Here is a 20,513-nt window from a genome sequence, read left to right as displayed (position 1 = left end):
GCCGAAGAATACGGTCTCGGCGCGGCGGGCGGCGACGTGGGGCGACCAGAGCCGGGCTTCGGCCGCGACCGCGGCGGCGTAGGGCGCCATGAGGGACTCCTGGCCGGCGTAGGAGTTGAAGTCGCAGTAGGTGCACTTTGCGGTGCAGAAGGGTATGTGGACGTAGAGGGCAAGGGGCTCGGCTGCCACGACACCAGTGTAGCCTCGCCGCTCGGATTGCAGGTGCGCCTCGGGCGGGCCGATACTCCTGCGTATGCAATCGACGAGCGTCGAAGACACCCACGCGCCGTGGCAGGAGCCGGCCCGGCGTCCGGCCGCTGGCCAGGAGCGGCCCCTGGAGTTGCTGGCGCTCGGCGGAGCGGTGGCGCTCGGAGCGCTGGGCGCGGTGCTGGCCATCGTCTACAAGAGCTGGTACGCGCGCGAGATCGACGAGAACACGGCCATCCTGGTGTGCGGCCTTCTGTTTTTCGTTTACACCGGGGGCGTGTACATCTTCTCGTATGCCTGGAATCGCCGGGACGTGAGCCGCGCCGTGCGGATGACGGTTGTCATCGTGGTGCTTTCGGCGGTGGCCGTGCTAATCGCTGCGATTGCCCTCGCGCTCCTTTCGAAGTCGAAAGGCGGCGGTCGCGGTGGCGGATCGGGGAGCGGAGGCGACGGCGAGATCGACCTGGGAGCGCCGCTCCGGGTACTGGGCTCCTACGTCGAAGACGGTTCGGTCGACCTGGAGGCGGCCACGGCCTCGCAGCCTGAGGCGCCGCAGTCGGACCTCTTCCGGATCACCTGCTGGCAGTGCGGCCAGGACTACATACCTCTCCCGCCAAGGGCGGTTTGCCCGAACTGCGGCTGGAACGCCGTCACGTCCGGCTAGCCGCCGCGCTGAGCGACCCGGCAGACTTCCTTTCCTTACCGCACGACCTGCACTCTGACCGCGTGCGTGAGCGTGCCCCGCGCCGCGTCCTGCACGACGAGGCGGAGTGTGTACACGCCCGGCTCCAGCGCCATCGTGTTCCAGGCGGCAAGCTGTCCGCCTGAGACCGGCTGGCTCCACTGGCCGATCGAGCTCCAAGCCTCGGGGCTCGCGCCCCGGCCGAACTCGAGCCGGTAGAACTGCATGCGTTCCGATGCGGCCGTACCGAAGATAGCGACCACGCCCCGGACCTCGCCCCCTCCCGGCGAGGAGATGTTCGCCCCGGGTTCCCCTCCCCGGGAGCCGGCCGGCGGCGCTGCCGGCGCCGGGGTTGGCGCCGTGACCGCGGGCCGGCCCGGCAGGTCGAAGGGCACCGGGACCTTGACTACCAGGTCCTCGACGCAGGTGACGGACGCCCCAGCGGCGGGCGCGGTGGTGACGGATGGGGCGGGGCTGGCCTGGGTGCCGGTGCAAACGCTGCGCCGTTCGAGGTTCGCTGGCTGCTGCCAGGGCGACTGGGGCCGTCCGCGGTAGGCGGCAAGCATCGTGTCGCGCATGGTGCGGAAGGATATGGAGGTGCTGAAGATGTTGACCACGGGCGAGTTGTCGGCGTTGCCGGCCCAGACGCCGACGGCGAAGTCACGCGTGTAGCCGAAGGCCCAGGTCTCGCCGATCTTGCCGGCGTTAGGGCCGGAGGGGTCGAAGGGCGAGCTGGTACCGGTCTTCACGGCGACGCGGTATCCGGGGACGTTGAGGCCGTTGCAGCCGAAGGTGAGGCATACCGCCTGCGGGTCCGTGAGGATGCTGGTGATAAGGTAGGCATACTCCTCCGGCACCACCCGCTCGGACCTGCGCGCCTCCTGGGCGTCGAAGACGACCTTGCCGGTGCGGTCTAGGACGCGCGAGATGGCAATCGGTTCGAGCGCTCGCTCCCCGGGCCGCGCCGGCTGCACAGGCAGGCCGACGCGGACGCCGCCGTTGGCCAGCATCGAGTAGGCGTAGGTCAAGTCGAGCGCCGTCAGGTCGACGCCGCCGATGGCGATGGAGGGGCCGTAATAGCCATCGAGGGTCGTGAAGCCGAATTTCCGCGCCGCCGCCACGATGTCGCTGACGCCGACGGCTTGGGCGGTCTTGAAGGCGGGCACGTTGAGGGAGTTGCCGAGCGCGTTGCGGATGGTGATGTTGCCCTGATAGCTCCCGACGATCGGGTTCTGGGGCTGAAACACGCGCCCGTCTGCCTCCCGGTAGGTCACCGGCGTGTCCTGGATGATGGTGCCGGGCCCCCAGCCCAGCCGCAGGAACGAGGTCAGGTACACGAAGGGCTTGAACGAGGACCCCGGCGAGTTGCCCGCAAGCAGGTTGTTCACAGTGCCCTGGATGTCCTCGCGGAAGTAGTCGCGGCTGCCGATCATGACGCGTATTTCGCCCGTCGGCGGGTCGATCACGAGGACGGCGCCGTTGCGGCTGTGCGAGGAGTTTTCGAACTCGCTGATCCAGCGCTCGAGGGCGGCACCGGCTTCGTTCTGCAAGTCGAGGTCCAGGGTGGTGTAGACGCTGAGCCCCTGGCGGTAAACGGCGTCCTTCCCGAGGATGCGCTCGAGCTGCTGCTGGACGTAGGTCAGGACGAAGTGGGGCGCCTCGATGGGGAAGCGGCCTTCGGCGACTACGACCGGCTCCTGCTTCGCCGCCTCGATCTCTTCTGCGCTGTAGGCGACGTGGCGGTCCTCGCCGATCTGGATGCTGCCGGCGTGGAGCATGAGGTCGAGCACGGCGTTGCGGCGCCTGAGCGCGGCCTCGGGGTCCGAGCGCGGGTCGTAACGCAGGGGCGACTGCGGTAAGCCGGCGAGGAGCGCCGCCTCGGCCAGCGTGAGATCGCTCGCCGGCTTCCCGAAATAGCCGCGACTAGCAGCCTCGACGCCGTTGTAGACGCTGCCGTAGTTGATCTGGTTCACGTACCACTCGAGGATCTGGGCTTTCGAGTAGCGGCGTGTCAGCTCGATGGCGTAGACGGTCTCGGTCAGCTTGCGGTCGATCGAGCGCGAGGCGCGCTCGTCGAAGGGGATGTAGACGTTCTTGATCAGCTGCTGGGTGATCGAGCTGCCGCCCGGCCCGTCAAAGAAGCCGTCGGAGAACGGGTTCACGTTCTCGACGAAGGCGCGGGCGAGGCCAGTGAAGCTGATGCCGGGGTTGGTGAAGAAGCTGCTGTCCTCGGTGGCAATGGTGGCCGCGAGGAAGGCGTCCGAAATGGCGTCGAGCTTGACCGGCCGCCGCAGCCCCTCGCGGTCGTCGACGTACTCGTACAACAGCTTGCCGTTTCGGTCGTAGATCTTTGCGCCGAGCGAAGGCTGGTTTATCGCGACCTGGTCCGGGGGCACGAAGCCGGATACGTAGGACTGGTACAGGCCGACCGCTGCGACCGTCGCCGCGAGGAGGCCGAGCAGCAAGAAGACGGCCGCTATGCCCGCGACCTTCCACAGGCGGCCGCCAGGCGACGGCGCGTGCGCCTGCGGGTGCAATTCCCGGCGCAGCCGGGCGGCGCTGCGGCTTCCCGCCCGGGCAGCCGCAAGCCGGAGGTCGACGCGCGCCGCGACGTAAGCCTTCCGTCTGCCGCTGGTACCCGATAGCGGGGCGCTCACGCAAACCTCCACGGGTACGCTATCTGACCCGCGGAAGGCCGTGTTCCTCGCGGGTCTATCGGCGGTCTGTCAAACGGGGGCCGCGAGACCCGGTCCCTTGCCGTCTTAGGCGGCGGAGGGCAAGGCGATGGCGTCGCGGCAGCTTGCGTCCCTCGCATCGGGGGCGGCCTGAACCCGGGCTTCGGGCGCTGCCGGCCCGGTTCGTCCGCTGCGAATCGTGCTGCTATGCTAGGTTGACTCTCGGGCAGGAGCGGAGTTTATGACAACAAGCGAGGCGCGCGCGCAGGCCGGCGAGGCCGCGAGCGCCATCCACGACGCGGCGCGTCGCATCAAGGCCAACATCGAGCGCGTGGTCGTCGGCAAGGACGCCGTCATAGACCTCGTCCTGGTCGCGCTGCTCTCCGACGGGCACATCCTCATCGAGGACGTCCCCGGCATCGGCAAGACGACGCTCGCCAAAGCCATCGCCCGCTCCATCGGCTGCAGTTTCAAGCGCATCCAGTTCACGCCGGACGTGATGCCTTCGGACATCACGGGCATCCACTTCTACAACCAGAAGCAGGGCGAGTTCGAGTTCCGTCCCGGCCCGATCATCGCCAACATCGTCCTCGCGGACGAGATCAACCGCGCGACACCGCGGACGCAAAGCGCGCTCCTCGAGGCGCTGGAGGAACGCCAGATTACGGTTGAAGGGGTAACGATGCGCCTGCCCAGCCCCTTCCTCGTGATCGCCACCCAGAACCCGATCGAGCTGGAGGGGACGTTCCCGCTGCCGGAGGCGCAGCTGGACCGCTTTTTCATGAGGGTCAAGCTCGGTTACCCGACGCCGGAGGACGAGGACCAGATCCTGCTGCGCTTCGAGTCGCTGAGCCCGCTGGAGTCTCTCGAACCCGTGGTCACTGCCGACGACCTCGTGCGGCTGTCACGCCTCGTCCCGCGCGTGTTCTGCGAGCCAAGCGTGCGTCAGTACGCCGTGCACATCGTCCAGGCGACGCGTCACCATCCGGCGTATGAGCTGGGCGCCAGCCCGCGCGGCAGCATCAGCCTCTTTCGGGGCGCGCGCGCCCTGGCCGCTATCCGCGGCCGGGACTACGTCCTCCCGGACGATATCAAGTTCCTCGCCCCTTACATCCTCGCCCACCGCGCAATCCTCAGCTCCCAGAGCCGCCTCCGCGGCCGTGACGCCGAGGGTGTGCTGGAGGAAGTGCTGGGGTCTGTGGCGGTGCCAGTCGAGGGCTAGCCGGGACTTCAGCATTTCAGCACTTCAGCATTTCAGGGTCGGAAAGGATGCGCGACTTTCGGCAGCTCAAGGTGTGGGAGAAGAGTCATCAGCTGGCTCTGGCGATATATGGCGCCACGCAATCCTTTCCTCGCGACGAGGCTTATGCGCTTACCGCGCAGCTGCGGCGCGCCGCGTCATCGGTGCCAACCAACATAGCGGAGGGCTGTGGCTGTGATTCTGACGTCGAGTTTCGCCGGTTCCTGCAAATCGCCATGCGCTCCGCGACAGAGCTTGAATACCACCTGATACTGGCCAATGACTTGAGGTATATCCACACGGACCAATATCAATCCCTGGCAGCCGCGGCCACCGAGGTCAAGAAGATGCTCGCGTCCTTCATCGTCCACCTAAGAGGCGGCTAGCTCGGTGCTCCGCAGTCCTGAAATGCTGAAGCCTGAAGTGCTAATGAAGCTCGATGTGGATTAGACGTTACTGGCTGCCGATCCCCCTCTTCATGCTCCTGGCCGGCCTTGCCACCTCGAGCGGGCCGCTGATCGGGTTGGGGGCGTTCATGCTCATGGCGGGGTTTGTGGGGAAGACGTGGTCTCAGCATGTGTTCGACCGGCTGCGCTTCGAGCGGCGCATCCCGGAGACGCGGGCGTTTCCCGGGGAGAAGTTCTACATGACGCTGCGGCTGGTGAACGACAAGCTCCTGCCGATCCCCTGGATCGAAATGCGGGACCTGGTGCCGGAGCAACTGCTGATGGACGACGAGCGGCTGGCCCCTTCGGGGTCGCCGGGGCAACTCTACCTGACGCGCTCGACGCACCTGGGCTGGTACGAACGCGTCACCTGGCCCCTGGAGCTGGATGCGCCAGCGCGGGGGTACTACCGCTTCGGGCCGGCGCGGTTCCGCTCCGGTGACATCTTCGGCTTCTTCCCGGTCGAGATGGAGACGGAGGAGTACACCTCGGTAATCGTGTATCCGACGACGTACACCTTGCCCGAGCTTGGCCTGCCAGCGGAGCGGCCCTTCGGGGAGCGCAAGGGGCGCCAGCGCATCTTCGAGGACCCCGGCCGCATCGCGGGGCTGCGGGACTACCGGCCGGAGGACTCGCTGCGGCGCATCGACTGGAAGGCGTCGGCGCGGCGCATGGAGCTTCAGTCTCGGGTCTACGAGCCCTCGAGCACGCTGCACATGCTCGTCGCGGTCAACGTGCACACGCTGGCGCACACCTGGGAGGGCTACGTGCCGGAGACCCTGGAGCGCGTGCTGTCGGTGGCCGGCTCGGTCGCGCGCTACGGCTTCGAAGCCGGCTATGCCGTCGGCCTGGTGGCCAACGGCGCCTATCCGACTTCGGACCGGCCGATGCGCGTGCCGGTCGGCCGCCGTTCTGACCAGCTGGCCCGCATCCTGGAAGCCCTCGCCGTCATCGGGCCGCTCACCATGACCTCGCTGCAGCAGGTGATCGAGCGCGAGGCCCAGAGCTTCCCCTTCGGCGCCACCCTTGTCTGCGTGACCTCGCGGATGGACGAGGCGCTCGCGGCGACTCTGCGCCGGGTCCGCGACGCGGGGCACAGCGTGACGGTGCTGTCTCTGGCCGAGGGGCCGTTCGAGGAGGACCTTGGCCGCGTGACCTATTACAACCTCAGCGGCGCCGTGCGCTCGCTCGAGGCGCGGGCGGCGCGGGAGGCGCCGGCGAAGCCGGGTCCTGCCGCGGAGAGGGTATGGCAGCAGTTGCCGCAGGAAGGCCTCGGCATCGCCGATGGGAGGCAGCAGGCGTGAGCTGGCGGACGCCGGTAATCCGCGGCTGTGTCCTCCTGATGGAGGCGATGTGGACGTACGCCCTCGTCGCCTTCGCGGTGGCGGCGATCACGGACGGCGGCGACCCCTCGTTCGCGGGCGTGTGCGCCGTGGTCCTCTCCTCGTACGCCATCTCGCGCGTGCTTCAGGGGTCTGAGCTCTCCCTCGGCGTGCTGAGGGCCTGGGGCGCCGGGCTTTCCTTCATGCTGTTCTACGCGATTGTCCGGGTGGACTTCTTCGGCGACTGGCGGTTCTGGGACTTCAGCTGGGCCAACGACCTCTTCAATAGCACCGAGGCATCGATGCGTGCACACGTGGACGCCGTCTTTGGCGTGCCCATGCTCTGGGGATTCTGGATCCGGGGAGTGCTGCGCGGCCAGGAGACCGCGACCTTCGAAGACGTCGTCCAGAGCTTTGGGATCGGCGTGCTCATCATGGCTTTCGTGCAGCTTTTCCAGGGAGGCCTGGGGGACTCGCCGGCGATGGTGGGGCGGATCGCGGTGCCCTTCGTAGCCTTCGGGCTGTTCGCGATAGCGCTCGCCCATTCCGCCCAGGCGGAGACGGACAGGGGGAGGCCGTTCGAGCGCACGCTACTGGTGTCGGTCGGCGTATCCGTGCTGGCGCTGGCGTTCCTCGCGGCGGTGGTGGCGCTGTTCGACCTGGCGACGGGCTGGAGCGTGGCCCGGGACGGGGCGAACGCGCTCGTCGATGCCGGAGAGGCCGCGGGCAAGGTCATTGCCTGGCCGCTGATGCTGCTTCTGGACGGCATCTTCGCCGTGCTCGTCTTTCTCCGCGACCTCATCCTCGGGCAGCCTGCGCCACAGCAGCCCCAGCCCCAGGCCGGGCAGCAGCCCGGGGACTGCGTCCAGGCCCTGATCGACGCCGGAAGGACGATGGAGCAGGCGCTCAAGGACTGCAGTCCGGAGCCGCGGGAGTTGCCGGAGTGGGTGAAGGACCTGGTCCGGGTCATGATCGCCGTGCCGATCGTCGGCACGATCGTGTTGTTCACGGCGCTCCTTTTCACGCGCTTCCGTCAGCGGCGGCGGACGGGCGAGCTGAAGGAGTCAGCCTACGTGGCCGGGCGACTATCGTCCGACCTGAGCGACCTCTGGCACGGCCTCCTCAACCGCCTGCGGCCAAACATCCACTTCGGGAGCGAGCACGCGGACCCCGTAAGGCAGCTTTACTTCGAGGTGCTGCGCGAAGGAGAGCATCGCGGCGTCGCACGCCGTCCGGCACAGACGCCGGACGAGCTGGCGCCTTCGCTCGACCGGACCTTCCATGGCGATGTCCCTGGCGACATTACGCGCGCCTTCGACGATGCCCGCTACGGCGCGCGGCCGCCGCCGGAGCCGGAGGTCCGGCGCCTGCGCGAGCGCTGGCAGCGCCTGCTCAGGGAGTAGAGCCCTAACGCTCCAGACCGGGAGGCGCCAGGCAAGGCTCTTCGTGCTCTAATTCGTGCTCATAAGGTAGATGGTCGCTAGGGCCTCGATATGGGGCTCGATGACTGAGAGGCGCACCATGGAAGCGCGGAGGTCGGCGGCCACGATGCGGCCAAGATTCCACTCCATCGGCAAGACAGGCCTCGCGGCGGTCACGATGGCCGCTGCGACGGCGGTGGCAGCAGCCGGCTACCTTATTGTGACGCCCGGCGGAGGTAGCTCCGACCGCGACCTGGTCAACGTGGCGGACCAGGGGTTCTCCATTGTCAGCGGCACCAAGCTGACGTACGCGTTCGTGATCGAGAACCGGAGCGAACGGCAGGCGCTCGAGGGCGCGCGCTACGAGGCGCGTTTTTTCGGCATGGACGGCGGCCTGATAACGGAGCGGAGCGGGGAGGTGCCGCTGGTGCTGCCGCTCGCGCAGGTCGCTGTGGCGGAGGAGAGCATCGAGGTCGCTGCGAGGCCGTCGGAGATGACGGTGACAATTGTTGGCGGTGAGATGCGCCGGGCGCAAGACCTGCCCCAACTGCTATCGGCAGGCATCAGGGCGGCCCGCAGCCCCGGTCTTGAAGGTGGCAAGGCGGACGCCACTGCGGAGCTCTGGAACCCCTACGGCGCGGAGCTCGCTGACGTCTACGTCGCCTCGGTCTACAGGGACGCGACTGGCTCGATCATCGGTGGCAGCTCGAAGGTCGTCGCCCGGTTTGGACCGGGTGCACACCTGGAAACAGTGGCACTTGAAAACGCACCGGGTGCCTCCCAGGTCCTGCAGAGTGGGGAAAGAATAGCGTTCCCGGCAAGGCCTACTTTCTACGCGGCGCCCACGGGATCGGTGGCAAAGCTCTCTGCCGTGTACAGGTCCGCTCAGGCCCAGTCCCTGCCTCCTCCTCCCGTCGTGAAGTGGGTCCCAGCCGAGCCTCCGGTCTACAGGGGGCCCGAGGACCCTTTTCCCTTCACTGCTGGCCGGACGCCCGTCTCCATGGTCTACGTAGTGGACGGCGACGCAGAGCCGCGCCTTATCTACGAAACTGGGCGCTGGCTCTACACTGTCGACTGGCATTCGGGCGATGTCCTCTCGTTCGGCCTCCGCTCCCGGAAGGTGGATCCGCCACCGGAAGGCCGAGGGCCGTTTTACATCCCAGTCCTCACCGGCACTCTCGGGCTGACCACCGGCGGCGAACCAGTCTGGGAGTTCACGGCAGACAGTCCGGACACGTTAGTCCCGTCCCCTGACGACCGGCAGGTGGCGCTCCACCACTCCGGGCGCGAGATTTTTCTCCTTCGCCAGGACGGCCATGCTTTCAGGCTTGAGGGCTTGGGCGAGAGGGTTGCCTTCGTCGGCTGGGCTCCAGGCGGGGGCTCCATTCTCGTCTTCAGCTACGAGCAGGTTGTCTACCCGCTTCCGGTCGACGGCGTCTTCTATATCGTGCCCGTCGTCGAGGGCCCTGCGATCCGCCTGTATCCTCCGGCGACCCACTTCCAGCGGGAAACGGCCTCCTGGTCGCCGGACGGATCCAGGATCGCTTTCGTGGCCGGCGCCGAGAAGGGCCCGCTCGATAGCTGGCAGTCCAGAGGCGACCTTTACGTGTTCGAGCTTGACCAGCTGGTTACGAGGCGGCTCACGTCTGGCCCCGCCTATGGAAGCACGAGGCCTCGCTGGAGCGAGAGCGGCCGGTACCTCACCATCGAAGGTGACCTCATAGACGTCGCCTCGGGAGACATCGTGAGACTCAGGGAACCACCCGTGGGCGTCACGGGCGGGAAGATATCGCCCTCCGAGCGTTACTTCGTGGTGTCGGAGGATCCCTTCGTCGAGGCTCCCCACGGGTGTCCGCGCGATTCCTTAAGAAATAGGACTCACCTGCTGGAGATTAATACCCGCCGTCAGCGCACATTGCTCGACTGCGGCGACGGCTTCTTCGTCGTGCGCACATGGGATTACACCTGGGGCAGCTCCGAGCGCTGGTTGGGCGGGGGGCGCTATCTCGTTGTCGATACGCCCAACTGCTATGCCTGCGAGGGCTACACGATCCGCCTCACGCACCTTGATTTGGAGACCGGAGTGAGGCGGACAATACTCGAGCGTAGCGCGGGGCGTCTGGATGGGGTCGCCTCGCCGGATGGAAGGCGCCTCGGGACCACTGGCGACGCTTTGCGCATCTTCGACGAGCGCGGCGAGCTACTCCGGACAATAGCTCTCCCAGAGGGCTACGAAGTGCAGAACATCGCCTGGTCTCCTGACGGCTCCAGTCTCGCCTACATCGTTGTCCCAATCGGCCTCTTTGACTGGCCGTAGGGGGCGCCATTGTCGCTGGCCTCCTAGGCGGCGTATCGTCATCACGGCATGAGGTTCCTCGAGAAGCTGGAGGCCGCGGTCGAGCGCAACGACTCGCTTCTCTGCGTTGGCCTCGACCCCGACCCGGCGCTGATGGCGATCGAAGACGTGGCGGCGTTCAACCGCGCGATCATCGAGGCGACGTCTGACCTGGTTTGCTGTTACAAGCCAAACCTGGCCTTCTACGAGGCTCTGGGCGGCGAAGGCTGGGACGCCCTGCGGGCGACGATGGCCGCTGTGCCTGCGCACATCCCCGTCATCGCCGACGCCAAGCGGGGCGATATCGGCAACACGGCGGCCGCCTACGCGCGGGCCATCTTCGACGTGCTCGGCGCCGATGCGATGACGGTGAACTGCTACGGCGGCCGCGATTCGATGGAGCCTTTCCTGGAGCGAGAGGACCGCGGCGTACTCGTGTGGTGCCGGTCTTCGAATCCCGGGGCCGGCGACTTGCAGGACCTCGAGGTGAGCTTCGGCCCCGACCGGCAGCCCCTCTGGCAAGTGGTGGCGCTGCGGGCCAGGGCCTGGAACACGCGAGGCAACGTCGGGCTTGTCGTGGGCGCGACATACCCGGTGCAGCTGGCGCAGGCGCGGGCGCTCTGCCCCGACATGCCTGTCCTGGTGCCCGGAGTCGGCGCGCAGGAGGGCGCGGTAGGGGAGGCGGTGCGGGCCGGGCTCGACGCGCGGGGACGCGGGATCATCGTCTCCGCATCGCGCGGCGTGACCTACGCTTCCAGGGGACGGGACTTCGCCGAGGCGGCGCGAGAGGCGGCGCTGAAGCTGCGCGACGAGATTAACGGCCACAGGCGCGCCGGCACCGCGTCCGGAGGCTGAGCCACGGTCATCGACTTCAGGCTGGGCGACGTCGTCCGGCTGCGGCGAAAGCACCCTTGCGGCGGCTTCGACTGGCGCGTGGTCCGCGTGGGCGCGGACATCGGACTGGTGTGCCTGAACTGCGGGCGGCGCGTGCTGCTGGAGCGACGGGTGCTGGAGAAGCGCTTGCGGGAGTTCCTGGCGCGCGGGCCGCAAGTCGACATAACTATTCCAGGGAGCGGCCCTCTCGGCGAGGAAGCCTAAGGCGGTCCCTGGCAGCCGCTGCCGTCGTCAGGCCCTTAACAGCGGTGCTCTTGTTCCATTAAGCTGCGCCTCAGTCTGGAGCCGGGAGGACGAATCACGAGGCCGGTGGGCCGGGAGGGAACATCTCAGATGGCGTATGTCCGTGTCTCGATCATGACGCCCATAGCGGGCCAGGACGCCGAGGTCGAGCGCCTCCTCAACGAGCTCTTGAAGCTGTACCAGGGCAGGCCGGGCTTCATTACGGCCTATCGTCTGGCGCCGGACCCTCACGCCGGCACGTCACGCATGGGGCGCATCAGCGTCTGGGAGACCGAGGAGGACGCGAACCGCACGGCCGCTGACGAGCGGGACATGGCCTTCCAGTCGCAGATAAGGGCGCTCGTGAACCCCGACACGCACGAGGAGTATTCGTTCATCGGGTTCCAGGCCACCGGTTAGGGCCTCCCGCGCGGCGGTCTCGCCTCGAGTCGGCGCCCTCAGGCGGCGCCGCGGGCGCCTTCGACCTTCCGTCCCAGCACGAGCCAGCTGGGAGCTCGTGGCCGGGGGAGTGTAATTCCCCCTGCTCCGGCCTAGGATGTCGCGCATGGGGCCCGTAAGCCGAAGGGGACGCCCGCCGCACCCGGACGTGCTCACTCCTGCCGAGTGGCAGGTGCTGAACTTCGTCCGGCACGGGATGAGCAACCGCCAGATCGCCCGCAAGCGGAACACGAGCCTGGACGCGGTCAAGTTCCACATCGCCAACCTGCTGATCAAGCTGGACGCAGCGGACCGAGGAGCCCTGAGGGCCTGGCCGGGCGCGCCGTACGACAGCGCGATGGCAAGAAGGGAGTGCACGAAAATGCCGGAAAGGCTTCAACTGGGACCGATCGGTCAGATAGGGCGCCACACCACCGACATAAAGCGGGCAGAGGCGTGGTACCGCGACGTGCTGGGGCTGCCGCACCTGTTCACCTTTGGGAACCTCGCCTTCTTTGATTGCAACGGCACGCGGTTGTTCATCAGCACGGGCGAGAACGGCGGCGAGCGGCACGATGAGTCCTGCCTGCACTTCCAGGTACCAGACATCAACGCCGCGTTCGAGGAGCTCAAGTCGCGAGGGGTGAAGTTCCAGGGCGCGCCGCACATGATCCACCGCCATGAAAACGGCGTGGAGGAGTGGATGGCGTTCTTCGAGGACCCGGACGGGGGGCCGCTGGCGCTGATGGCGCGGGTCGGCTAGACGGCCAGCTTGTGTGCTGGCTAGGAGGCGCTCAGCTCTGAGCGCTCAGCATTTCAGCAGGTCAGCATGTCAGGATTACAGCAGTCCGGGCCTCGCCGGCCCGGGGGCGTCCAGGCGGCTGCAGTCGCGAGTGCCGATTGGCCTCCGTGGCGGCCTGCCGGGAGCCTCAAGCTTGCTAGCCGCGAAGCCGTTAAACTGAACGGAGCATGCTTGGAAAGCGTATAGGGATCGACCTGGGGACGGCGAATGTCCTCGTCTACGTGAAGGGCGAGGGCATCGTGATCAAGGAGCCGGCGGTCGTTGCGCTGGCAGTGCGCGACAACACCGTCGTGGCGGTGGGGACGGCGGCGCGAGACATGATCGGCCGCACCCCGGGCACCATCAACGTCATCCGCCCGATGAAGCACGGCGTGATCGCTGACTACCTGATCACGGAGGCGATGCTGCGTCACTTCATCAGCAAGGTGACCGGCCGGTTCAACATCGTCCGGCCGGAGGTCATGGTCTGCATCCCGGCCGGCGTGACCAGCGTCGAGCAGCGAGCGGTGCGGGATGCGGCCGAGCAGGCCGGGGCGCGCCGGCCCGCGCACCTCATCCCGGAGCCCCTCGCGGCGGCGATTGGCGCCCACATCCCGGTAGGGACGGCGAGCGGGAACATGATCATCGACATCGGCGGCGGGCGCTCGGAGGCGGCCGTAATCTCGATGTACGGCATCGTGGTCGCGGAGTCGGTGCGCCTCGCCGGTGACGCCATGGACGACGCCATCGCTACTTACATCAAGCGGCGCCACAACCTGGCGATCGGCGAGCGCATGGCTGAGGAGATCAAGATCGGCATCGGCAGCGCGGTGCCGCTGGAGCCGGAACTGATGATGGAGGTGCGCGGGCGCGACCAGATCACCGGGCTGCCCAAGACCATCACCGTTTCCTCCAGCGAGATCACGACTGCCCTGCAGGACTGCCTGGCGGCGATAGTGCAGACGGCGAAAAACGTGCTGGAACGCACGCCGCCGGAGATGGCGTCGGATGTGGTCGACCGCGGCATCGTGCTGACGGGTGGCGGGGCGCTCCTGCGCGGCCTCGACCAGCTGATCGCCGAGCAGACGAACGTGCCCTGCCAGGTCGCGGACAACCCGCAGGACTGCGTGGCGATCGGGGCGGGCGCCGCGCTCGAGTACCTGGACGTGATCAAGCGCTCCTTGCCGACGGAAGAAGAGCTGCTGCTCTCGAACTATCCGTAGAGACAGCGGACCAGGGAAGCAGCCGCAGGCCGGCAGTGTTTCGGCGAGGCTGACGTGCGGCGTCTGGCCGGTCAGAGCTCTGACTTGCCGGTACGGATGGTGACGGCGTCTTCGATGGCGGAGATGAAGACCTTGCCGTCGCCGGTGTAACCGCTGAAGGCGGCTTCGCGGATGACGCTGACGGCGTTTTCGGCGTCTTCGTCCTTGACGACGACCATGATCATGCACTTCGCCAGCTCGTCATACAGCTGGCTGCCGACCTGGATTCCGCGCTGTTTGCCGCGCCCGGTGACGTCCCACTTCGTCAGCGCCGGGAAGCTGGCGCGGGCAAGGGCGGCGGCAACGGCCTCTTCCCGGTCAGGGCGTATGACTGCCTGGATCATCTTCATGCTCTGACTCCTTCGGTCCTGCTTTCAGGGAGCGCTGGCACCATCAGGACTGCGCTCTCCGGCGACTCGACCTTCTCGATCTTCTTGAGCGTCTCGATGTTGGAGATGACCAGCGGCAGGAGGTCGTCCAGCATCGAGACGGGCACGAGCTCCATGATCTTCTGCGCCGGGCGCGCGTCGGGGCCGGTCCGGCCACCGACGAACACGCTGACGGCGTCCACGACTTCGCCGTCAATTCGGGCGCGGGCCCCCTGGAAGCCGATGTCTGCGGCCTGGTGGTTGCCGCAGCCGGCTGGGCATCCCGACCAGTTCATGGTGAGAGGCTGGCCGGACGTGAAGCGCTGACCCAGCCGTTCGGCGACCTGAAGGCTGAGGCCCTTCGTCTCGATGAGGGCGAGGTTGCAGTAGTCGGTCCCGACGCAGGAGACCAGGCCGCGGACGAAGGGGCCCGCGTCCGGCGACAGGCGTGAGAGCAGCGGCTGGCGAAGCAGCTGCGAGAGGCGTGACTCGGGGACGTCGACGACGATCAGGTTCTGGTCCGGCGTGAGGCGCACTCGGCCGGACCCGTAGTCGTCGGCAAGGCGGGCCGCCTCGCGTAGCTCGCCGGCGCTCAGCCGGCCCACCGGGACCGCGAGCCCGACGGAGACCAGGCCGCGCTGCTTCTGCGGCGTAACGCCGAGGTGGTCTGCGCGGCCGCGGGCGCGGACATCGCGCTCGGCCGGGCGCAGGGGACGGCCACGCCGGCGCTCGACCGCGTCCCGAAAGCGCTCAATGCCCCAGTCCTCTATCAGGAAGGCGAGGCGGGCGCGGCTACGCTGCTCGCGCGGGCCCTCGTCGCGGAAGAGGAGGATGATGGCGGCGGCGAGCTCCGCCGCCTCAGCCGGCAGGACGAAGGCATCGAGCGGGACCGCGACAGTCATGCCGCCGGACCCCATCTTTCCTCCGACGGCGACGTTGAAGCCGCGGACGCCGGTGCGGTCGATGGCGGGGGTCAGGGCCAGGTCCTGGGTCTCGGCGTGTGTGCAGTTCTCCCGGCAGCCGGTGACCGTGACGTTGAACTTGCGAGGCAAATTCGTGAACTCACGGTTGCCCAGGAATAACCTCGTGATCTCAGACGCGACCGGGGACGCGTCGAGGAGCTCGAGCCTCGAAAGGCCGGCGAGGGGGCAGGTGTTGACGTTCCGGACGTTGTCCATTCCGGTCTGCAGTGAGGTGAGGTTGACGCCTTCGAGAGCGCGCAGGATGTCAGGGACGCTTTTGATGCGGATGGCGCGCAGCTCGATCTGCTGCCGCGTAGTGATGTCGAGCACGCCATTGCCTTGCTGTTCGGCGATGGCGGCGAGGGCGCGGAGTTGGTTGCTGTTGGCCTGCCCGGCCGTGATGCGGACTCGCATCATGAACTCCCCGGGCGTGGGCTTACGGTAGAAGGTGCCGATCCACTTCAGGCGCTCGCGCGTGGCGGCGTCCATGGTCTCCCAACCACCGTGCCCGGCGGCCAGCGCCTCGATTTCGTCCAGGATGTCGAGGCCGTCCTTTTCCGCCTTCAGCCTCTCGATGGAGTTCGTGCCCGGTTGCATGCGCGCCTCGACTACAGGTAGGGGACCATCGCCACGCGGGCGGCCCGCGGCGCTGGACTCGGGCCGCTTGAGGCGCCGCGGATGGCCGCGCGCAGAGACACGAACGCCCCGAGCGCGATGAGGGCGAGCGCGATGAAGCCGGCCTGGAAGGAACCGGTCACGCCCTCGGCGCCCGCGAGGATGTTCGGGAGCAGGAAGCCGCCGACACCGCCGACAGCACCGACCACGCCGGTCGCAGCACCGATGTCGTCCGAGAAGCGGCCCGCGACGATCTGGAACAGGGCGCCGTTGCCAGCGCCGAGACAGAGGAACAGCGGTACGGAGACCAGCATCAGCGCGGCCGGCGAGGAAGCCAGGGCGATGCCCGCGTAGAGGACCGCGAGGGAGGCGAACAAGAGGGCCAGCACTCTCGGCCCGCCCAGGCGGTCGGCAGCATAGCCGCCAAGCGGACGGACGGCGCTGCCTGCCACCGCCACGAGGGCGGTCATGTAGCCGGCTTCGACGGGCCCGAGGCTGTGGGCAGTGCGGAGAAGCAGGGGGAAGAAGGCGGTGAGACCCATGTAGCCCCCGAACGTGACCGCGTAGAGGCCGCATAGCCGCCAGAGGTCGGGCTCGCGCGCGATTCGCGGGAGGCGGCGCCGGGAGGGGATCGGACGCTGCGTGCGCTGTTCGCGCGCGAGCCCGGTGAAGATGGCCAGCGCGAGCGCCGCCGGCGCCATCGCCGCAAGGAGCACGTTCGGCCAGCCGATGATTAGCGCGAGCCGGGGGGCGGCCAGATTGGCGATGACGGTGCCGCTGTTGCCGGCGGCAGCGATGCCCATCACGAGTCCCTGACGTTCCGGCGGGAAAGACCTGCTCGCCAGCGACAGGGCGACCGCGAAGGAGGTGCCGGCGGCGCCGAGCATGAGGCTAGTGATGACCCAGGCCTCGAACGAGCCCGCGGCCAGCCGGCCGAGGGCTAGCGGGACAAAGGGAAAGGCGAGCATGAAGACGCCGACACGCTTCGCCCCGAAGCTGTCAGCCAGGAGGCCGGCCGGGATGCGGAGGAGGGCGCCCGTGAGGATGGGCGCGGCGACGACCAGGCCCTTCTGGGCGGGTGTCAGGTCGAGGCTTTCGGCGATGAAGACGCCGAGCGCGCCCGGCAGCACCCAGAGCATGAAGCTGACGTCGAAGTGGAGGAAGCAGGCGAGCAGAGTCCGCATGTCGCCGCGAGCGGAGATGGGCGTCGCGCCTTCCAAGCCTCCTCCTTACTAGATGTCTGCCGGGCTCTCGCCCACCGCGGGCCGGGCGACGACCACGCCGGCCCTGTCCTGGCCTTCGCTGCCGAGGATCGCGGTGCGGCTCTGACCGAGCAGCCGTTTGATGCCAAGGGGGTCGCGCCGGTAAGCGCGGACGGTCTGCAACCACTTGACGCTCTTGTAGCCCTGCAAGAACGGCACCCAGAGCCTCAAGGGCCCGCCATGCTGGTGGGGCAGGGGCTGACCGTCGAGGCCGAACACCAGGAGCACTCGAGGGTCGAGCGCCATGGACCGAGGCAGCGCCTCAAAGTACATACCGTCGGCGGAGTAGAAGGCCCAGTGGGCGTTATCGCTTGAATCGAGGCCGGCGGCTTCGATGACCTGGGCCAGACGGACGCCCTCGACTGTTGGCTCCTCGGTCCAGTTGAAGATCTGGCAGACCAGCGGCGTCTTCTCGGCGACGCGCGGCAGGCGCGCGAGGTCAGCCCAGCAGAGGGTGGCCCGCTCACCGCCGACGCCTGTCAGGGTAAGCTCCCAGCGCTCCAGAGGGACGACATCCGGCATCGGATAGAGCGAGAGCACGGGCATAGGCTCAGCTTCGAAGTCCATGACCGCAAACTGGTCCTTGAACCGGGGATAGTTGATGCCTTCGCGTCTGGCCATTTCAGGAGACCGGGGCAGGACTCGCGGGCAGCGAAGCCGTATCCGATGGTGTTGGGTCCTCAGCGGCAGTCACCGTGCGGACGAAGATCTTGCCGTCGCCGATGTTTCCGGTCTGATTCGCCTTGACGATGGCGTTGATGGCCGCCGTGAGGCATGAGTCTTCGACAACGCAGCGGAGCAGTCGCTTCGGCAGGTACGGCATGTCGCCTTCGCCGGCGTCGGAGGCGCGGCGCAGGTAGCGCAGCCCGCGCTGGCGGCCGCGGCCGACGACGCGATGGTGCGTGAGCCCCTCGACGTCGAGCGCTTCGAGCGCTTCCCGAGTTGCCGGCCACCGCTCCGGGCGGATGATGGCGATGACTTCTTTCATCGGTCCCTCGTTCGTCACTTATCAGTCAGGGAGGACTCTAGGGACCGCTCGTTACGGCGGAGTTACGCCGCTGTTAACTTCAGGTATCCGGCTGCCTACCGAAGAGGTCCTTTGGGGGCGGCGTGGGGGTAACGAGTCAGGTGGTGGCCGGGTCTTCCGCGCGGAGGACCGCTTCGGCGCGCTGCAAGTCCTCCTCGCGGTTGAGGTTCTGGAACGAGAGGCCCTCGGGGTCGAAGCGGCGCCAGGCTGCCGGCGGGACTTCGAGGACGTTTACGTCTTCGTAGAAGCCCATGAGCTTGAAGGCGCCGGCTTCGAGGCGCCGGCGGATAGGCTCGAGGCACCTCTTGCGATACACAGCGCACAACGGTTGCGGGTGGTCGTCGCTGATCGGGATCACGACGTCGTAGCCGTCTGACAGACGGAGCAGCTCCGCCACGAGGGCAGTGCTCAAGAGGGGCATATCGCAGGCAACGGCGATTGCGGCCTCGGGCGTCATTGCCGAGAGGCCGGTGTAGAGGCCCCCGAGCGGGCCAGCCCCGGGGTACGCGTCCTCGACTTCCAGAAGTGCTGGCCGGCAGTGGACGCCTGGCAGGCGCTGCCCTCGGGCTTTCACCGCGACGACCTGGGTAACGAGGGGCTCGAGGCGACTGACGACGCGTTGCAGCAGGGGGACGCCGAGCAGCGGCTCCGAGGCCTTGTCCCGCCCGAGGCGGGTGCTCCTGCCGCCGGCGAGGACGATGGCGGCGTAGTCTTCCGAGGGCATGGCCTATTCTAGGCTCAGGCCTGGCAGCCTCTGAGAGGGAGATACTCCATGAACGCGACGAACGACGACATTCGGCGCCTGCTGCGCAGCTTCGGCATCCGGGCGGACGAGGCGATCCAGGCGCGCGCCAGGGATGCGCGGGGCGTGAAAGCGCTGCGGCTCCGCATCGTCGTGGAGGACCTTACGGCATACCCGGACGCGCAGCCGGCCAAGCCGCCGCTGCTGCTGGAGGTCGAGGGGGAGGTGGCAGTGTAGCCCCGAGAAACTCGGGGCCTCGAGGCCCGCGGAGCGAGCGCGGCTCGTCTCGCCACGCCGGAGACTTCTCAGGCGTAACCGGCAGCGCTCCCTCATCTGGGTCCCAGGATGAGACCCTGTAGCGCCGGCGTTACTTCGCGGCGACCTTCGCCTCTCCGGGCCGGGCGCGGCGGGACTCCGGGAGGGGTTTGATCCACCAGTGGTCCTCCCACTCCGGCCAGAGGTCGCGCAGGTTGGGCATCACCTTTTCCGCGAAGAGGCGGGTGTTCTTCATGACCTTGTCGCGCGGCATGTTGCCGAACTGCAGCAGCATCATGAGGTGGCCGACACGCAGGCCCTTGATGACCTCGCGCAGCTGCTCGGTGACTGACTCCGGGCTGCCGGCGACGATGTAGCCCTGTTCCACGTAGTCCTTCCAGGTGAGGTCGCGGCGGACGGCGGCCGCCTGCGCGCCGACCTGGGCCATGATGCCGGCCTCGAGGGTGCGCATCGTGCGGTAGCCAGGGGCGTCGGCGAAGCCGTTGTAGACGTGCAGGCAGCGCTCGTAGAAGTAGTTGGCGGCCTCCGAGTAGTCTTCTTCGGCCTGGGCGTCCGTCTCGGAGACGGCCGCCAGCTGCAAGAAGCCGGCGCGGTAGGGGTTGGGCTCGACGCCCATCTTCTCCACCTGGTTCCAGAAGCCGTTCATGACCGACTGGCCGCGCTTGTAGCCGAAGTAGCTCAGGTAGGCGTAGAGATACCCGCGCTCGGTGACCCACTCCCAGGTCTCGATGCTGCCGCCGCCCGGGATCCAGATGGGCGGGTGCGGCTTCTGGAGGGGCCGCGGCCAGATGTTCACGTACCGAAGCTGGTTGTACTTGCCATTCCAGACGAAGGGGTCGGGGTCGGTCCAGGCGCGCAGGATGAGGTCGTGCGCTTCCTGGTACTTTTCGCGCAGGGTTATCGGGGTCTGGCCGTAGGCGAAGTTGGTGTCCATGGAGGTGCCGACGGGGAAGCCGGCGACCAGGCGGCCGCCGGTGATGCAGTCGAGCATCGCGAACTCCTCGGCCACCCGCACGGGAGGGTTGTAGAGGGCGATGCTGTTGCCGAGGACGATGATCGCGGGCTTCGTGGCGCGGCGCGAAAGAGCCGCCGCCATGATGTTCGGCGAGGGCATGAGGCCATAGGCGTTCTGGTGATGCTCGTTGACGCAGATGCCGTCGAAGCCCATGTCCGCCGCGTACTCCAGTTCGTCGAGGTACTCGTTGTAGACCTCGTGTCCGCGGACGGGGTCGAAGAGGCGGGAGTCGACATCGACCCAGACGCTGCGGTGCTTCTCCTTGAAGTCGTCCGGCAGGTCCGGATAGGGCATGAGGTGGAACCAGTGCAGCTTCATGGC

General features: G+C 67.7%; 21 protein-coding genes. 12 read left to right on the top strand and 9 right to left on the bottom strand.

Annotated features, from left to right (window positions below; all coding sequences use genetic code 11):
* Positions 1 to 189 (bottom strand): coproporphyrinogen III oxidase (locus tag VNN10_03390; GenBank protein ID HXH21049.1); only part of this gene is annotated, 189 nt, incomplete at its 3' end.
* 64 nt (positions 190 to 253) lie between these two features.
* On the opposite strand from VNN10_03390, the gene VNN10_03385 reads away from it, so the two are divergent.
* A complete protein-coding gene (locus VNN10_03385) occupies positions 254 to 871 on the top strand; it encodes a hypothetical protein (GenBank protein ID HXH21048.1) in 618 nt (205 codons plus the stop codon).
* Positions 872 to 906: 35 nt separating this feature from the next.
* On the opposite strand, the gene VNN10_03380 is transcribed toward VNN10_03385, so the two are convergent.
* Positions 907 to 3,546, bottom strand: a complete 2,640-nt coding sequence (locus VNN10_03380; GenBank protein HXH21047.1) for a transglycosylase domain-containing protein — start codon at positions 3,544 to 3,546, stop codon at positions 907 to 909.
* Positions 3,547 to 3,805: 259 nt separating this feature from the next.
* Between VNN10_03380 and VNN10_03375 the strand changes: the two genes are divergently transcribed.
* From VNN10_03375 to VNN10_03330, 10 genes are all read left to right on the top strand, one after another.
* Positions 3,806 to 4,786: a MoxR family ATPase gene (locus tag VNN10_03375; GenBank protein ID HXH21046.1), complete on the top strand. Its 981-nt coding sequence runs from the start codon at positions 3,806 to 3,808 to the stop codon at positions 4,784 to 4,786.
* Between the two features lie 47 nt (positions 4,787 to 4,833).
* The gene (locus VNN10_03370) at positions 4,834 to 5,190 is read left to right on the top strand and encodes a four helix bundle protein (protein HXH21045.1); all 357 of its coding nucleotides are present in this window, start codon (positions 4,834 to 4,836) and stop codon (positions 5,188 to 5,190) included.
* 53 nt (positions 5,191 to 5,243) lie between these two features.
* Positions 5,244 to 6,554 (top strand): DUF58 domain-containing protein, encoded by a 1,311-nt coding sequence (locus tag VNN10_03365; GenBank protein ID HXH21044.1) that lies wholly within the window; start codon positions 5,244 to 5,246, stop codon positions 6,552 to 6,554.
* Positions 6,551 to 7,975, top strand: coding sequence for a DUF4129 domain-containing protein (locus VNN10_03360; GenBank protein ID HXH21043.1), 1,425 nt, complete (start codon positions 6,551 to 6,553; stop codon positions 7,973 to 7,975). Before VNN10_03365 ends, VNN10_03360 begins: the two co-directional genes overlap by 4 nt.
* Positions 7,976 to 8,120: 145 nt before the next feature.
* Complete coding sequence (locus VNN10_03355) at positions 8,121 to 10,310, top strand: hypothetical protein (protein HXH21042.1); 2,190 nt, start codon at positions 8,121 to 8,123, stop codon at positions 10,308 to 10,310.
* Positions 10,311 to 10,358: 48 nt separating this feature from the next.
* Positions 10,359 to 11,183, top strand: coding sequence for an orotidine-5'-phosphate decarboxylase (pyrF, locus tag VNN10_03350; protein HXH21041.1), 825 nt, complete (start codon positions 10,359 to 10,361; stop codon positions 11,181 to 11,183).
* 9 nt (positions 11,184 to 11,192) lie between these two features.
* A complete protein-coding gene (locus tag VNN10_03345) occupies positions 11,193 to 11,426 on the top strand; it encodes a DUF951 domain-containing protein (protein ID HXH21040.1) in 234 nt (77 codons plus the stop codon).
* Between the two features lie 129 nt (positions 11,427 to 11,555).
* On the top strand, positions 11,556 to 11,864 hold the full coding sequence (locus tag VNN10_03340; GenBank protein HXH21039.1) for a hypothetical protein: 309 nt from the start codon (positions 11,556 to 11,558) through the stop codon (positions 11,862 to 11,864).
* 145 nt (positions 11,865 to 12,009) lie between these two features.
* On the top strand, positions 12,010 to 12,645 hold the full coding sequence (locus tag VNN10_03335) for a LuxR C-terminal-related transcriptional regulator (GenBank protein HXH21038.1): 636 nt from the start codon (positions 12,010 to 12,012) through the stop codon (positions 12,643 to 12,645).
* 206 nt (positions 12,646 to 12,851) lie between these two features.
* Positions 12,852 to 13,886 carry a rod shape-determining protein gene (locus tag VNN10_03330; protein HXH21037.1) on the top strand — a complete coding sequence of 345 codons (1,035 nt, stop codon included), beginning with the start codon at positions 12,852 to 12,854 and terminating at the stop codon, positions 13,884 to 13,886.
* A 71-nt stretch (positions 13,887 to 13,957) separates the two neighbouring features.
* Here VNN10_03330 and VNN10_03325 read toward each other — a convergent pair whose 3' ends face one another.
* The 6 genes from VNN10_03325 to VNN10_03300 form a co-directional block, all read right to left on the bottom strand.
* On the bottom strand, positions 13,958 to 14,275 hold the full coding sequence (locus VNN10_03325; GenBank protein HXH21036.1) for a P-II family nitrogen regulator: 318 nt from the start codon (positions 14,273 to 14,275) through the stop codon (positions 13,958 to 13,960).
* Positions 14,272 to 15,852, bottom strand: coding sequence for a ferredoxin--nitrite reductase (locus tag VNN10_03320; protein ID HXH21035.1), 1,581 nt, complete (start codon positions 15,850 to 15,852; stop codon positions 14,272 to 14,274). The genes VNN10_03325 and VNN10_03320 overlap by 4 nt, the downstream gene beginning before the upstream one ends.
* An 11-nt stretch (positions 15,853 to 15,863) precedes the next feature.
* Positions 15,864 to 17,090, bottom strand: a complete 1,227-nt coding sequence (locus VNN10_03315) for an MFS transporter (GenBank protein HXH21034.1) — start codon at positions 17,088 to 17,090, stop codon at positions 15,864 to 15,866.
* 12 nt (positions 17,091 to 17,102) lie between these two features.
* On the bottom strand, positions 17,103 to 17,753 hold the full coding sequence (locus VNN10_03310; GenBank protein HXH21033.1) for a molybdopterin-dependent oxidoreductase: 651 nt from the start codon (positions 17,751 to 17,753) through the stop codon (positions 17,103 to 17,105).
* Position 17,754: 1 nt separating this feature from the next.
* The gene (locus VNN10_03305) at positions 17,755 to 18,120 is read right to left on the bottom strand and encodes a P-II family nitrogen regulator (GenBank protein HXH21032.1); all 366 of its coding nucleotides are present in this window, start codon (positions 18,118 to 18,120) and stop codon (positions 17,755 to 17,757) included.
* 136 nt (positions 18,121 to 18,256) lie between these two features.
* Positions 18,257 to 18,883, bottom strand: coding sequence for a molybdenum cofactor guanylyltransferase (locus VNN10_03300; protein ID HXH21031.1), 627 nt, complete (start codon positions 18,881 to 18,883; stop codon positions 18,257 to 18,259).
* 48 nt (positions 18,884 to 18,931) lie between these two features.
* Between VNN10_03300 and VNN10_03295 the strand changes: the two genes are divergently transcribed.
* Positions 18,932 to 19,138 carry a hypothetical protein gene (locus tag VNN10_03295; GenBank protein ID HXH21030.1) on the top strand — a complete coding sequence of 69 codons (207 nt, stop codon included), beginning with the start codon at positions 18,932 to 18,934 and terminating at the stop codon, positions 19,136 to 19,138.
* A 130-nt stretch (positions 19,139 to 19,268) separates the two neighbouring features.
* On the opposite strand, the gene VNN10_03290 is transcribed toward VNN10_03295, so the two are convergent.
* The coding region (locus VNN10_03290) for an LLM class flavin-dependent oxidoreductase (GenBank protein ID HXH21029.1) at positions 19,269 to 20,513 on the bottom strand (1,245 nt) is incomplete at its 5' end.

This window comes from Dehalococcoidia bacterium (genome assembly GCA_035574915.1).
Taxonomy (GTDB): Bacteria; Chloroflexota; Dehalococcoidia; order DSTF01; family WHTK01; genus DATLYJ01.
This window is presented reverse-complemented; position numbering and strand designations above follow the sequence as displayed.

Bases quoted from the DNA above. Each gene is read 5' to 3' on its own strand.
- VNN10_03385 (HXH21048.1), top strand. From the start codon at position 254: ATGCAATCGACGAGCGTCGAAGACACCCACGCGCCGTGGCAGGAGCCG.
- VNN10_03375 (HXH21046.1), top strand. From the start codon at position 3,806: ATGACAACAAGCGAGGCGCGCGCGCAGGCCGGCGAGGCCGCGAGCGCC.
- VNN10_03370 (HXH21045.1), top strand. From the start codon at position 4,834: ATGCGCGACTTTCGGCAGCTCAAGGTGTGGGAGAAGAGTCATCAGCTG.
- VNN10_03365 (HXH21044.1), top strand. From the start codon at position 5,244: ATGTGGATTAGACGTTACTGGCTGCCGATCCCCCTCTTCATGCTCCTG.
- VNN10_03355 (HXH21042.1), top strand. From the start codon at position 8,121: ATGCGGCCAAGATTCCACTCCATCGGCAAGACAGGCCTCGCGGCGGTC.
- pyrF (HXH21041.1), top strand. From the start codon at position 10,359: ATGAGGTTCCTCGAGAAGCTGGAGGCCGCGGTCGAGCGCAACGACTCG.
- VNN10_03340 (HXH21039.1), top strand. From the start codon at position 11,556: ATGGCGTATGTCCGTGTCTCGATCATGACGCCCATAGCGGGCCAGGAC.
- VNN10_03335 (HXH21038.1), top strand. From the start codon at position 12,010: ATGGGGCCCGTAAGCCGAAGGGGACGCCCGCCGCACCCGGACGTGCTC.
- VNN10_03330 (HXH21037.1), top strand. From the start codon at position 12,852: ATGCTTGGAAAGCGTATAGGGATCGACCTGGGGACGGCGAATGTCCTC.
- VNN10_03325 (HXH21036.1), bottom strand. From the start codon at position 14,275: ATGAAGATGATCCAGGCAGTCATACGCCCTGACCGGGAAGAGGCCGTT.
- VNN10_03320 (HXH21035.1), bottom strand. From the start codon at position 15,852: ATGCAACCGGGCACGAACTCCATCGAGAGGCTGAAGGCGGAAAAGGAC.
- VNN10_03310 (HXH21033.1), bottom strand. From the start codon at position 17,753: ATGGCCAGACGCGAAGGCATCAACTATCCCCGGTTCAAGGACCAGTTT.
- VNN10_03305 (HXH21032.1), bottom strand. From the start codon at position 18,120: ATGAAAGAAGTCATCGCCATCATCCGCCCGGAGCGGTGGCCGGCAACT.
- VNN10_03300 (HXH21031.1), bottom strand. From the start codon at position 18,883: ATGCCCTCGGAAGACTACGCCGCCATCGTCCTCGCCGGCGGCAGGAGC.
- VNN10_03295 (HXH21030.1), top strand. From the start codon at position 18,932: ATGAACGCGACGAACGACGACATTCGGCGCCTGCTGCGCAGCTTCGGC.